The organism is Shewanella sp. SW32 (genome assembly GCF_025653365.1).
GTDB classification, from domain to species: Bacteria; Pseudomonadota; Gammaproteobacteria; order Enterobacterales; family Shewanellaceae; genus Shewanella; species Shewanella oncorhynchi.
In genome coordinates this window covers 1-13,598 of record NZ_JAKKSJ010000067.1, presented here as the reverse complement: position 1 = coordinate 13,598, position 13,598 = coordinate 1, and the positions used below count along the sequence as shown (strand labels likewise).

At 41.1% G+C, this 13,598-nt stretch carries 14 protein-coding genes and 2 pseudogenes; 6 read left to right on the top strand and 10 right to left on the bottom strand.

Translation table 11 applies throughout. The annotated features are described in order from the left end of the window. From L5M28_RS23300 to L5M28_RS23285, 4 genes and pseudogenes are all read left to right on the top strand, one after another. Positions 1-905: IS3-like element ISSba5 family transposase (locus L5M28_RS23300; RefSeq protein WP_263204492.1), on the top strand; the 905-nt coding region annotated here is incomplete at its 5' end. A gap of 8 nt (positions 906-913) precedes the next feature. After that, positions 914-1,231 (top strand): annotated as a pseudogene (locus L5M28_RS23295) (EamA family transporter); the annotation flags it as partial. Between the two features lie 422 nt (positions 1,232-1,653). Further along, complete coding sequence (locus tag L5M28_RS23290; protein ID WP_107404660.1) at positions 1,654-1,911, top strand: hypothetical protein; 258 nt, start codon at positions 1,654-1,656, stop codon at positions 1,909-1,911. Between the two features lie 36 nt (positions 1,912-1,947). Further along, on the top strand, positions 1,948-2,358 hold the full coding sequence (locus L5M28_RS23285; RefSeq protein ID WP_107404661.1) for a hypothetical protein: 411 nt from the start codon (positions 1,948-1,950) through the stop codon (positions 2,356-2,358). Positions 2,359-2,477: 119 nt separating this feature from the next. Here the strand turns inward: L5M28_RS23285 and L5M28_RS23280 are convergent, their stop codons facing one another. Then, positions 2,478-3,413, bottom strand: coding sequence for a nucleotidyl transferase AbiEii/AbiGii toxin family protein (locus L5M28_RS23280; RefSeq protein WP_107404662.1), 936 nt, complete (start codon positions 3,411-3,413; stop codon positions 2,478-2,480). Then, on the bottom strand, positions 3,406-4,194 hold the full coding sequence (locus L5M28_RS23275) for a type IV toxin-antitoxin system AbiEi family antitoxin (protein ID WP_106649805.1): 789 nt from the start codon (positions 4,192-4,194) through the stop codon (positions 3,406-3,408). Before L5M28_RS23275 ends, L5M28_RS23280 begins: the two co-directional genes overlap by 8 nt. Positions 4,195-4,448: 254 nt before the next feature. On the opposite strand from L5M28_RS23275, the gene L5M28_RS23270 reads away from it, so the two are divergent. Beyond that, complete coding sequence (locus tag L5M28_RS23270) at positions 4,449-4,847, top strand: hypothetical protein (protein WP_107404664.1); 399 nt, start codon at positions 4,449-4,451, stop codon at positions 4,845-4,847. 193 nt (positions 4,848-5,040) lie between these two features. Here the strand turns inward: L5M28_RS23270 and L5M28_RS23265 are convergent, their stop codons facing one another. The 8 genes and pseudogenes from L5M28_RS23265 to L5M28_RS24155 form a co-directional block, all read right to left on the bottom strand. Continuing rightward, on the bottom strand, positions 5,041-5,964 hold the full coding sequence (locus L5M28_RS23265; RefSeq protein WP_263204487.1) for an IS5-like element ISSod12 family transposase: 924 nt from the start codon (positions 5,962-5,964) through the stop codon (positions 5,041-5,043). A 324-nt stretch (positions 5,965-6,288) separates the two neighbouring features. Further along, a complete protein-coding gene (locus L5M28_RS23260) occupies positions 6,289-7,176 on the bottom strand; it encodes a DMT family transporter (RefSeq protein WP_259573979.1) in 888 nt (295 codons plus the stop codon). Positions 7,177-7,190: 14 nt separating this feature from the next. Then, complete coding sequence (locus L5M28_RS23255; protein WP_259562348.1) at positions 7,191-7,643, bottom strand: GNAT family N-acetyltransferase; 453 nt, start codon at positions 7,641-7,643, stop codon at positions 7,191-7,193. A 70-nt stretch (positions 7,644-7,713) separates the two neighbouring features. Then, a complete protein-coding gene (locus tag L5M28_RS23250) occupies positions 7,714-8,277 on the bottom strand; it encodes a Crp/Fnr family transcriptional regulator (protein WP_259562349.1) in 564 nt (187 codons plus the stop codon). 435 nt (positions 8,278-8,712) lie between these two features. Beyond that, entirely contained in the window at positions 8,713-10,008 is a 1,296-nt protein-coding gene (locus L5M28_RS23245; RefSeq protein WP_263204485.1) for a type II toxin-antitoxin system HipA family toxin, read from the bottom strand. Then, a complete protein-coding gene (locus L5M28_RS23240) occupies positions 9,995-10,330 on the bottom strand; it encodes a helix-turn-helix domain-containing protein (RefSeq protein WP_106649799.1) in 336 nt (111 codons plus the stop codon). The genes L5M28_RS23245 and L5M28_RS23240 overlap by 14 nt, the downstream gene beginning before the upstream one ends. Before the next feature lie 531 nt (positions 10,331-10,861). Then, the gene (locus L5M28_RS23235) at positions 10,862-12,148 is read right to left on the bottom strand and encodes an McrC family protein (RefSeq protein WP_263204484.1); all 1,287 of its coding nucleotides are present in this window, start codon (positions 12,146-12,148) and stop codon (positions 10,862-10,864) included. Beyond that, positions 12,135-13,301: pseudogene (locus L5M28_RS24155) on the bottom strand (McrB family protein); the annotation flags it as partial. The pseudogene L5M28_RS24155 and the gene L5M28_RS23235, both read right to left, overlap by 14 nt. Before the next feature lie 148 nt (positions 13,302-13,449). Here L5M28_RS24155 and L5M28_RS23225 point away from each other — a divergent pair. Beyond that, positions 13,450-13,598: transposase family protein (locus tag L5M28_RS23225; protein WP_263198011.1), on the top strand; the 149-nt coding region annotated here is incomplete at its 3' end.

The window sequence follows — 13,598 nt, the reverse complement described above, 5'->3', positions numbered from 1 at the left end:
GCTCTCTTGATGTCAGACTCGATGAACAATTTACGCTAATCAGCGCACTCAAGCAGAGCCACTCTATTCTCACAATTTGTAATGCATTCAAAGTGCATCGAAGTAGCTATAAGTATTGGCTAAAAAGAAAAGAACATATTGATGCAGACTTTACTATTTTATGCAGTGAAGTGAAGGCCGCACATCGTATTAGTCATGGCTCTGCCGGTGCGCGAACGATAGCGCAATTAGTGACTAAYAAAGGGATTGGTCTCAGTCGTTATCGAGCCCGTAATCTAATGAAAAAGCTTGGGTTATTAAGCTGTCAGCAGCCTAAGCATTCTTATAGRAAAGCGACACAAGAGCATGTTGCAATCCCCAATACGCTWAATCGACAGTTTGCAGTAACTCAACCAGATCAAGTGTGGTGTGGCGACGTGACGTATGTTTGGGTCGGTAATCGYTGGGCCTATCTAGCCGTTGTTYTWGACTTATTTTCCCGCAAGCCTATTGGATGGGCCTTGTCATTATCACCAGATAGTGCGCTGACCTGTAAAGCTTTGAAAATGGCATTTGAGTTAAGGGGTAAGCCTGAGAATGTGATATATCACAGCGATCAAGGTTCGCATTACACAAGCTTGAAATTCAGACAATTAATATGGCGTCTTCAGATTGAGCAAAGTATGAGTCGCCGCGGGAATTGTTGGGATAACGCACCAATGGAGCGTTTCTTTAGAAGTTTGAAATCTGAGTGGATACCCGCCAGTGGTTATGGGAATTTTACAGAAGCAGATAAAGAGATCACAAATTACATCACTGGATATTACAGTGAGACAAGACCCCATCAATATAATGGTGGGTTAACGCCAAATGAGTCAGAACGTTTATATTGGAATGACTCTAAAATCGTGGCCAATTTTACTTGACCACTACAATACTGATTTACCAAAATGAAGCAATACAGTTTAGTGCTACCGCAGCAATACAAATAATTGGAGCAATCGTCTTTGGTGTAATGGCCTATAATGCGCTGACAATCGCCATGCGCACTGGAGATGTATCGGTAGTAAGCCCCTTTCGTTATACACGTTTACTCTTTGCCCTAGCTTTAGGAATATTTATATTTGGAGAATCCCCAGATTTGCTGACAATTCTGGGAAGCCTACTCATAGTATTAAGTGGCGGCTATACCTTAGTTCAAGCGCGTAAAAGAATGACAACGAATAACATAGCTAATGTGGCAAAAACCTAAGGACTCGCAAAAAATAGCTAATCGAGTGTCAGAAATGCTTGGTTTTACCAAGGACACAGAAGGAGAACAAAACGGCGATTTTGCCCAGCTTTTGCCCAGATGCAACAAAGGGAATCAATAAGATACTGATTCCCTTTTCTTTAATTTGGCGGTGAGAGAGGGAGTCGAACCCTCTAAAGTACCGTATTAGCGCCATTTATGTGGCTTTCGGAGGGTCTGTGAGGGTCTATAAGAACCTGTTTGGATCCCAAAAAGTTCCCAAAGAGATCCCACTCGGGATCTTCTTAACACTCAGAAAAAAATTTTAAATTCACACAGATGTTTTGCACAAAACTGAACCATTGAATCCCCAAATACGACAATTTATCACACCATGTTTCTAGTTATTCAGGACATACTTTCCTGCAAAGCGAGAAACCACGATGATGCAATCGACTGCGTTTGAACAACAAGCCCACAATCTGCTGATGGTCTTCGAATTGATGACCTATGTAATTAAAAAAGAGATGCCTGATAGCAACACCTTTTCTTACGAGGACAACGTTGAGCAAGAAATACTCCTGCACATGCTTAAACAACGCTTAGTGCGTGAAAAAATGTCCGTCGTTCAGATTGAACTCGCAATTTCATTTGCTGAGCAATTTATGCAAACAGGGCTAAGTTCCATGGTGCAGACCTAAGTAAAAGTTGAAAGGCCAAACCAATAGGAGTAACAAATGGAACACTCAACTTTTATTCATGTAAATCAGCTTAAAACATTTAGTCCTTGGCATGAACACTGCAAAGTCGTGTTACTTGCAGATATTAAACTGAACGACCAAACCTCAATAGAGCTGCTGTTTACACGCTACATTTATCTTCACCTAAATATAGATGGACATGTTCTAGGTGTGAGTATTAGCCAATCTATTTTTGAGGAGCACCCTGAGTTTAGCTCTCAGTTTTTAAACGACTTAGAAATGATGCAGCTTTTGCTCATGTATGTTGATGATATAACAAATTTTTGCCAATTATTTGCCGCAGAGTTTGAGTATGTCTTAGGGTATCACCCGACAGTCTACTTTGAAGCCGCGGAACAATATTGGGAAAAGCAGATTATTGAAGTGCAATCTAACGCGCCTCAATAATCACCTACTAGCGAACCTCACGGTTCGCTTTTTTTATTTGCTTATAGCCTTAGCTCAATCTAAGTCGCCAACGCCCACAAACAGCGAACTATCAGATAAAATCGACAATACACTGCACATTACAATATCCGACCTGCAACCCACGTCTCCAATACATCAGCCAGTTTAATCAGTTGTTCTTGATGCTTGGATTTATTTTTCGCTAGGTTTTGGATATTCAATAGCTTCCATCTCACCGCAGGTAGTGCCGCAACGCTCGGTTCATCAAACAATGACCAATCAGGCTGACCCTGTTTAAAGGATAATAAAAAGTCTCTATCTTTTGCAGTAAAGTGATGCTGCAACGCTGTGAGCATTTCTGAGCGAGTTAAAATCAGCTCATCGAGTTTAATCGGCTTTGTCGTCATTCCATTGAATTCAGTTTGAAAGCTTTCATCAAGCGGTTTCCAACGTGGAGACATCACTTCATTAATGGGTCTTGGATGGCTAAGTGTATAAGTGAGAAAGCCGACTAAAATCTCTCGACTGATCCCCTCTTCCGCCAGCAGCATTTTCACATCGAAAAGATCCCTTGGGTGCTGCCTATCCATCGCTGCACATAACTTACCACCGTATAGATCAGGCAGGCTTACAACCGGTATCTCTGCATACCCAAATTCTTCTTCAACTAACTCAACGACTGGCATTAATACCGCTTTGTGTAGCGTACCTCTCGCAACAGGAGAGACTTCAATTTTTATTGTCACCCTATCACTTGTCACGACAACCCTGAGCTCATCATATTTATTGTCTTGAAATACTGCACTAAGGTTCGGTTGTAGATTGATCTTCGCAGTCAAACGACCAAGCGCTTCCTTCACACTTTGTAGCGCTTGTTCCCTTGGCTCCAAAGGAAGATAAGCCAAATCGATATCAACCGATAAGCGTGGGAAGTTGCGTACAAATAGGTTGATAGCCGTACCGCCCTTTAGGGCAAATACCTTCTCTTGGGCGACGAGCGGCAGCATCCGAATAAGCAAGGTCACTTGCTGGTAGTATATCGATGACTTATTCATATTGATTTTCTTCTGTCTTAATAAACGATGCAGGCACTGTTATTTGATACCGTCCATCGTAACGGCCATGAGCCACCACCTGACGCTTTCCCGCGCCTAGCGTGATTTGCTGCTCATCTAGCCTTTTGCTCCACTGGTGTTGATAGTAGTGGCCTAAAAAGAGAAATACGCGATTAGCTTGTACGGCTTCACTTCGATTCAGTATTGACTGTATTTTACGTGGGCTGAGATTCACTAACCCTTGAAACAGCTCCGCGGCATGCTCAAAACTGATATGTTTGCCAATGGCATTGACGACCTCATAGGCTGCAAGCTCCGCACAACTTGCCTTAACTTCCCTATTGTTCACCCCTATAGTAATAAAGTCTTTTTCCAACGTTTGAGTCAGCTTGCTACTGGTATAGAAAAGCCAATTTTGCTCCTCCAATTCGCGGAACCACTTTGGTAAAGCCTGCTTACTTTGACAGCCAACCCAAACTTGCTCGCTGCTTAGTTGAAGATAATGACTAAGCCCTTGATGCGTTAGGCTACTGACTCCCGCAAGGTGAACAGGAAGCTTTAGCTGCTCATTCACAGCCTTGAGCGCTTCAACCCAATGAGGCTGTAACTTACCTGTTGACTCAGGACGAACGTAAACCCCCGCACTTATCTTGTACAACCAACCACTCTGCACATATTTTCTCACCAAAGATGAGCTGATCTCATTTTGTGTCAACCACGACTGAAGCACTACCGCACCAGGACTCGTATGATTAATAAGCCAGTTTATTTTTGATGACATAGTTGCACCATAAGTACCAAAATATAGAATAAATTAAACCAACTATAGAAGCAGGGTTTATAAATTGCAATTACTTAGTACCCTAGGTACATGTTTGTCGAAAAATGCAAACTAGCAGAATGAGGGAAAGATTAGTTACCAGCAAAAGGCTAAGAAGGGATTCTTACTTAAAACGTTAAACTTAACCCCTGAACCGACAGAATTTCCGGTGCCAAATTCTAGTTATTGATAAGGACAATAACGAGGAGTTAATAATGAGTCAGTCACCGTTTATTCGCGTATATCAACGTAAATCAAAAAGCCCTTGGGATGATCATAGTACCGTCTTGTTACTCGCTGACATTGACGAAAATGATAACGATCCTAGAGCCTTACAATTCACTCGATATATCTATCTTCATCGCGACATCAAAGGACAACACTTAGGCATTAGCATCAGTAAATCACTTCTTGAGGAACATGCTGAGTTTGATACTCAGTATTTAATGGGCTTAGAAATGATGATGCTATTGTTGATGTATAAAGATGATATTTCTGCCTTTTGCGAGTTGTTTACCGCGGAGTTTCAACAGATATTCGGGTTACCACCGAGCCTCTATTTTGACGCTGCCGAACAATTCTGGGCTGAGCAGATTATTGAAGCCGAAGCTTAAGCTAACATTCAGCAGTAATGCTAAGCGTTAGCCACTTACTTGCGAACCCGAAAGGGTTCGCTTTTCATACTGAATCAAACTTGTGTACGAATTAAGTCCATAGATCATATTTGATGAGGCTCTAACAAGATGTGACAACGGCTTTGTTTCCTAAATCGAGTCAGCGAACAAAATTCTCATCATTGTTCAAATATCAAGCTACATAGTGGGTTTCAGGCATACCTAGCCCAGTAAGTTTGTTCAAAGCCCTAATCATCGCGTAAGTTTCTCCCACCTGAGCGTTATAATTCCGCATGCTCAACGTGCCTCCTAGCAGTTGTTTTATCCTGTACATAGCGGTTTCTGAGATTGAGCGGCGATGATAGCCATACCGTTTTTTCCACTGCTTATTTGAGCCATGAAGCTGTTGCCAACTGACGGCTAAGTTTCGTGGATGCCCTTGTTCCCATAGTGCAGCACCTTCCCTAGGTGGAATGAGCACTAAAGCGCGTTTTCGACGAACTGCTTCGTGACAGGCTTTCGTGTCGTAAGCACCATCACCCGAGATATTGCGGATTTTTCGATGGGTTTGCTTAAGTAAATTGGGCATCACTTCAGCGTCTGTTACACCTGATAAACTGAGTTCTGCGGCAATAATTTCATGGCTATGTGTATCTACGGCAATATGCAGTTTACGCCACACTCGGCGCTTTCCATCTGTGCCATGTTTCTTCACTTTCCACTCACCTTCGCCATAGACCTTCAAGCCTGTTGAGTCGATAGCTAAGTGCTCAATGGCGCCGCGAGTCTTGGTTTTAAAAGCAATATTGACCGTTTTCGCGCGTTTACTGATGCAGGTGTAATGCGGGCAAGATAATGGGATGTCACCCAGTTTAAACACCGAATTGATAAAGCCCTGTAAGGCTCTCAGTGGCATAGAGAAAATACGCTTGACCATCAACGCAGTGGTAATGGCCAAGTCGCTAAACACACGAGGACGACCTTTCTTGGGCTGCTCGACCTTGGCTTTCCACTTAGCAATTGCATCCTCATCAATCCAGAAGGTAAGTGAACCGCGGTTGATTAAGGCTTGGTTGTATTGCTTCCAGTTGGTTGTTTTATAGCGAGGTTTTGACACGGTTGATGGGTAAGTTGATAGGCGATGCCGATCAGATCTGCGGCTACGGTTTTAGTTCAACCTATTTAGGAAACAAAGCCTGTGACAACACAAATACTTTGGGACAATTGAGAGTTAGGGCGAACGCGTGTTTTGTGCCATTTTCGGGCTGAGAACGTCCATTACTTTTAATCTGGCATAAATAAGAAACGAAGTGCCAGACTCCAGCTTAAATTGTCCCGTTGACTTAGCTTGTTATGTGGCTATTTAGCTAATTTAACCTTTTTAATTTAGAACGTTTTTCAGATGGATATTCATGGTAGATGTCATCAATATATTTTCTAATTAACTTTCGCCTATGTCTTGTTGGTTGGTTGGTTCGGACGATTGATTCAACCGATTTACTTTTAACAAAATTTTCCAAGGCAATAAAGGTAGTATGATCATCAATATCCCTAATATGGTAAAAAAGTCTGGCACTTCATTGAACAAAGTAACACCAAATAAGGTGACAAATACCAGTCCTGAGTTCTCTGCTAGGGCAATAGAGTTAGCGGGTGCTCGTTGATACGAAGCAACAGCTAATCCGTTGTAAGTAAGAACCAAAGTTGCACTTGCCAAAATGAACAACAGATTCGTGGTCGAAATAGGCTCCCAATAGAATATAGCTAGGCAGCCAGATATCGGTAGTGAAAGTAATGATGTCCAAAAAAGTGTGCTGACAACAGTTTGCTCCGTTGGTAATTTTCTCGCGGTAAGGTTGAACAACGCAATTGTGAATGTGGTAACAAGGGCGAAGACTGCCGCCAATTCAAATTCTGATGGTCTTAAAACCACGATAACTCCTGAAAACCCTATAAGAGATAATACACTGCTCTTAATCGTTAGTTTCTCTCGGAGAAGTAAAATCGATAATGGAAGCATCATTAGTGGCGCAGCATGAAAAACCGCATTAGCCGTCGCTAAAGTTAAGTGAGTGATTGCAATTACCATACAACCGCTGCCTATTATAATTAGATGTGCCCTAAATAGATTGAGTTTAGCGCTATACAGTTTTCGCTTTTGTTTGGACTGCTTTAACCATAAAGGACAAATAACTAAAGTAGAAAATAATTGCCGTATAAAAATGTACTGAAAGGTTGATACCTCCCCATTAAGTAACTTAACTGCGACATCAGATAGTGAAGCAGCAAGATTACCTAATATGAGAAGGATAATCGCGAGGTTTACCACAGAAAAAGACACTGTTATTTTTCCAACTTCATATCGATATGTGGGATATCATCCTCCAAATACATTACAGAAGTCGGCATAAATCCATGGTTTTGGTAGAATTCTGATAGGTGTTCTTGAGCGCCAATTTCGATTGACTCTCTGGGCCACAACTTGTCACATGCACATAGAGCCTCTTGTACCAGTTGATGCCCTATGCCACCTCCACGAGAACTTTTTGAAATAGCAACACGACCAATACTGACGGATGGATAACTAACCCCCTTTGACATTAAGCGTGCACAGGCTATTAACTTGTCATCTTGATAACCCAGTAAGTGGTAAACACCTTCTTGGTGATCTTTACCATCCAACTCAGGATAGGGACATTCTTGCTCGACAACAAACACGTCAACTCTGAGTTTTAGCAGTTGATATAGTTGCATTGTTGTTAATTGGGGAAACGGATGGAATTGCCAAGTAATCATTTTAATTCAGCCTTACAAATAGTGATATCCGAAATTTAGCAAGGTGAATAAGTCTAGGCATTAACAATTGTTAAGTTAGGCTGCGTTTTTTGATACGACTAAGGCTGATAGGTGTAATGCCAAGATAAGCTGCAATTTGATAATCGGTGAGACGCTCTAACAAGTTAGGATAACTGTTACAGAACTGTAGATAGCGTTCTTCTGGAGTATAAAGCAACATAAAACGCTCTTTGTTTTCTTTATACATCAGTTGTATTTCCAATAGCTTGAGATAAATACTATATTTATTCTCACGCCATTTTCTTAATGTTTCGATAGGGAGAGACATAATCGAGCAAGGGGTAAGTGATTCAAGTTGGTATGGTGATGGCGTTTGGCTAACTAGGCTTTCAAAACCGATGATCCAGTCATTTTCCCAATAAAACTGTTTGCTAAACTCTTTGCCCTTGTCAGTAAAATAAACAGCGTGACATATTCCTTCTAATAGAAAGAAAATCTCTTTTGCAACTTCCCCTTGATGGTGAAAAATATGCCGACTAGGCAAAGAACACAGCTTTGCAGATTGCTTTAGTTGTTCTACTTCGTGCCGAGTAAAGTCATTTTGTTGTAACTGCTCTAGGAAAGCGTCAAGCATAATTGGTTGTACCTAAGTATTTATCTATAACCAAACGTTAACTGAATATTTAAGCACACAATAAATTCGCAAAAAACAATTAAAGTGGATGTGTGCAGGTGATGATAATCTACATTAAATTAACATTCTATGTGCCATTTTATCCCCCAAGGTTCCTTATTTGTAGCTACGAAGGAATTACAAGCAAGAATCGTAATTAATAAAACAAGAACATTTCGCATATTCACCTGTAGGTATCATTTATCAGCAAGACTTTGCAAGGTAGCATACCCTGTGAGTTTACTATCTGCCAGTGTCTACTTATCGTTCAAAGCCGATCTTTAGAGTAATTGCGTTAGCTCGTTAAGGGCATTAGCTTGTTAAGATAACAAGCCTAGAATCTTATCGAAGTGAATAGAGGTTCATACAACTTCTGCTCGCACGGTCATTATCCATTTAGATACTTATGATTCCATGTATGCTGAGAAGTTGGCCAGCATCTTGCGGCTTTAGGTGTTCCATTTCATTGAATATGTAGTCATTCAATATCACACGTTTGAAAAGTAACTTTCGCGTTACTTCAGGGACATCTACTTCGTTACACACGGATTCAAACTCTTGGATAATCGTATTAATCTGCGATCTGATAATTTCTTCCGCTTTTTCGGCCTTAATATTAAAGCTTGGTGCTGCTTTCAGACAAAGTGATAACAGAGACAAATTTGAATTGTCGAAGAGCTTCATTCCATGATTTGCCACCCCACCGCTATGGTTTTGTGGACAAATATCATAAGCAGGTGATAGAGATATTTTATCCCCTTCGACAAAGAAAGCGTGATTACGAGCATGGTCATCCGAATTGCCGATCAGCACGTTAAATACCATCCGTGCAAATAGCTCTTGGCTATCAGAGGTAAATGCAATGCAATACTGCTTCATAACGTTTACTAGCTCTACATAAGAAGCCTCGCTAGCCCATGCTTCATCTAAACCTAAAACTGTCAGTCCGGACACCATAGAGCGACGACACCAAATACCACCAATCAAGTCTCTATCGAATCGTTTAACAAGAAGAACATCTTTGCCTAATGCTTTTTTTAATACAACTTCGGCCACATTGAGTCCGGCTAACTTGGCTAACTTCATGGCTATGTATTCTGAATAGACAACATCATAAGTATCATTTTGGGATGAAAACTTAGCAATATACTTAGCTTCGCCACCAGTGATCATCGCTTTCGGGCGAGCACCACCCAGCGATATACAATGCATAAGTGCTTTATCCAAACCCAACGGGATTTTCTTACCTTGAGCGACGATTTCAGATACCAGATATAACTCTTCAAGCGTGGCTGCATCAGTAGAACGATCAACATACTCAGTGGCCGATTCTTGAAAGTCGAGAGAACCGAACCGGTCTGAAGCAGAATGCATCAAATACGTCATTTCGTTAAACTCAGCATCGTAGCCTTTGCTCATCAGCCGAGAAATAATGGCCCTACGTCCCCAAGCATCAGGAGCTGCATCACGCAAGCATGAGAATATAGACATACCTTGAACTGGCTGCATAGTACCAGCAGAAAGCGGTAATTCATGTGAGTAAATTGGCTCTGCATCTGGGCGCTTCAAGTAAGACTGACCATAGGTAAAATGTTGGCCAGATTCATCAATAGTGAGTCTACCGGCTACCACAGGTTCTGAACGTCCTCTAAGCCATTTCCAAACGAAGCATTGGTTACTAGAAGTCGTCATCCAAAATTACCTTTTTCCTTCTCACTCGATTAGGCAGCAGTGCTTCTATTTTCGCATTTGTTTTATGTTTAATAGCAAACCGATTTTCATCGGGTTCAAATAAGGAAACACCTAACACCCAAGCAGTTTCGAAGTAAAGTCCGATACTTACAGACGGATCACCCTTAAGAATCTTTATCATAGTGGGCTTAGATGCCCCAACTCGTGAACACAGCTCTTCTACTGTGATTTTCTTTTCCTTACGCTGGATTGAAAGCAGAGTGGCGAAATGAGCTAGTGCAGCACTAGCAACAGTGCCAACTTGAATTTTATTTCTTCCCATAGAAAATTACTTTTAACCATAAACAAATTATAGTAAACAGTAATTTACCAAAACCTAAATGTCAAACTAATAGACCACAACCAACTCGGTAAAATTTAACTTACCTTAAAATCTTTAAAGTAAATTATATTTTACCAAACAGCAGTCATTGAACGACAGAAAATGAACAGTAGAGATCCAATCTGAACTCTCTAGTGAGTCATTGCTTGAACACGCTTCGGGGAAAAAGAAGAACCGTGATGGAGTAATGCTTGCTCAAAACGCCGCAGTTTTGCAGGTAATTCAGGGGCGAGTTCTTGTCAAAATAAGGCCATTGTTCAGCACGCAACCGCCTAAATGAAAATCTGAAAAGACCTCTTTACACAACTGATGATGAAAGGGTTTATAAGCCACACCAATTGCGGTATTCATGTGAATACCGTTGAAAATGGTCATGGCATTGGGGTAGTGATTAGTTTGTGTTTGGCGATTTAATCTGATCACACCAAAAGCTTTTTTAATCTATTTTTATGCCTGCGCTAAAGATCCTGTCTATGAGCAAGCCATGAGTAAAGAGCATTGGTCAGTTTCTAAATCGTATGGCACAACATAAAGCGTTAATTCAGGCTTGAACTCAAAGAGTGCCAATGCTTCAGTAAAACCGACATGTTTCGGATAAATCAGATATAAATCACCTTGGCCATTTAGGTATTTCTCGCCATAGGCATATAGCTGATACATATCTACTTGATTCAGATTGTACTTATCTTTGGTCGTGTTAAGCGACGCATCAAGCAGTTTCCATTTAGTATCCATCACAGTGACAATTCGCGATTTATCATAAATGACAATGTCAGGTTTTAGCCTAAACCAGTCATTGCCATTGTGATGAGTCAGGCAATGACTAGACGCTTGTTGTTTTAACTTAAATTCCGGTGGTAATTGTCGCTGCAGTTGCTTAGCAACGTATCGCTCAAAGAGTTGTTCCATCGGAAATAAGAAAGATAACCCATTATGCTTACCAAGCATGGCAACTGGAGACTGATAACTCAAAATCAGCTCGCACCATGGCTTTAAGGGACGATAATGGGCAAGACCCCTATCATCCTTCCACAGCCTAAAATCTAAAACATGGTTAGTAGACAACTCGATTTCATTAAATACACATAGCAGTTCACACGCTAACCTTTGATTTGCACTCGAAGTAGACCATTTCAACACTTGTTTCAATGAAGAATGAAGTAATCGGTTTTCAGCGCGATTAGCATTATAGATATCATGTGCAACATGAAAATGATGTTGCCGTCCTGGACGTTGCCTCAGCTGTTTAGCGACTTGCAGTTGGCCTTTTAGATACGGAGATTCACGCTCAATACGCTGGTACTCATTTCTAATACCCTGCCTCACTAGCTTAGAAACCGCTGTCAAAAAGTGCGTGATCAGTAACTCATAAAGTGGTTGTTTCAACAGTTGCAATTGAGATTGTTGAAACTCTTCAAGTTTTAACTTTTCAACACGAGCTAACATTTTTAGCAAAATTTTACGGGCCGAAACGGGATCACAAGTATCGGTTGAAGTCTTAGGCAAGATTTCGATGCGAGTCTTACAGGGTGTTTCAAGCACACCAACAAAGTTAATCACTTGAAGTGCAACCGATGTGCCGTGACGTTTCACCTTGATTAATTCACGTTGGCCTTCGCTCTTACTAACACCATTAGCCAACAACCACTCAAACGCGGACTTAGGGATTGAGTGACAATCTATGCTGTGGTTGTTACCGCCGTTAGTTAATAATGCAAACTCCCTAACGGTGACATCGTTAACCCTATTGCGCGTCATAGATGCCTTTATATGCTTCAGGGTTAAGCAATGCAGCTTTATTACGTTGATATATTCTTATGCCATCTTGTGACCAGTCGCTCCCCATCAATGTTAATACTGAAGCGTCAGTGAACTTTTCTTCGATGAACTTCAGGCTAGGTTCAGTCTTCAGATGATCACCTAACACTTGGCCAACACGCTCCCAATCTTCAAAAAAGTATTCTTCTAGCAATGGTAATATTTCTAGCTCGAAGATACGCCCCAAACGCTCAATGGAAGGTTCATTTTTTAACGGTAAAAAGAAGCTATGCCCAACGGTATGTTCACGGTCATAAAGCAGCTCAATGCGTTGGTTAATGGTTTTTAGCAGCTTAGCGATATCAATACCCTTAACAAAAACATCTGATAACAATTCATCCTTAGGCATCATCTCGGTAAACTCAAAGCGACGACGCAGCGCAATATCGACTTGAGCCAAGGATTTATCAGCGGTATTCATGGTGCCGATGATATACAGATTAGAAGGAACAGAGAAAGACTCTTTTGAATAAGGCAGTTTTACTGAGAGCGCTTCAGCGCCACCCGCACGTTTACTCGGCTCGATTAAGGTTATTAACTCACCAAAAATATTCGAGATATTGCCACGGTTAATTTCATCGATAATAAGCACAAACGGCTGTGACGTGGATTCATGATTAACTACGTCGGCAACATATTCTTTTAGTCCAAAATGTTTCTTTAAGTAGACCAAAAAACCTTCCACATATGAGGTGTTATAAATGCCTTTTTTCGAACCTGTGAGATAAAGTTTTCTCACATTTGCTATCGAGGCTACATATTTAGGGTCTGTGCTCTCGGTTGAGTGCGGGAATATTTTAAAAGTAGCCCCGCCCGCATATTCAATTTCGAACTTTTTACCGCGTATAGTTTCCATCTCTATGCGGTCTTCGGCCTCTTCATATTTTTCCTGAAGTTGTAAAACTGCATTTTCAAAAGCATCGACAGATATCACTTGTGCATTACTTGAACTGGCTCTATCACAAAATGTTTTAAAAACACCAGGCTCTACACTGTATGACAATAAACCGTTATCGCTGTTCGCTTTTAGTCCTTCAACAAAATCCTCGTAGCTGAAGCTTTGATGAAAAGTAACAAAACCAATACGATTTTTAATTACTAACTCATCAAAACGATCTTTAACTTTAGTTCGGTCAAGCCCGCAGGGCAAGATCACGAACATTTAACGCGCACTTTAACATAACTGATTGACCGCGATCTTCCGTTGTGATCAGATACTGGCTTTTACGCGGAGCCAGTTTATGAACATCGATATTTTTGCAGAGCACTTTTCAGAATTAGAAGACCCAAGGCAAGCATCTAAGGTCGTTTATCCCTTGTTTGACGTGGTGTTTTTAACGCTGTGTGCAGTTATCGCAGGCTGTGAGGGCTGGGAAGATATTGAAGATTT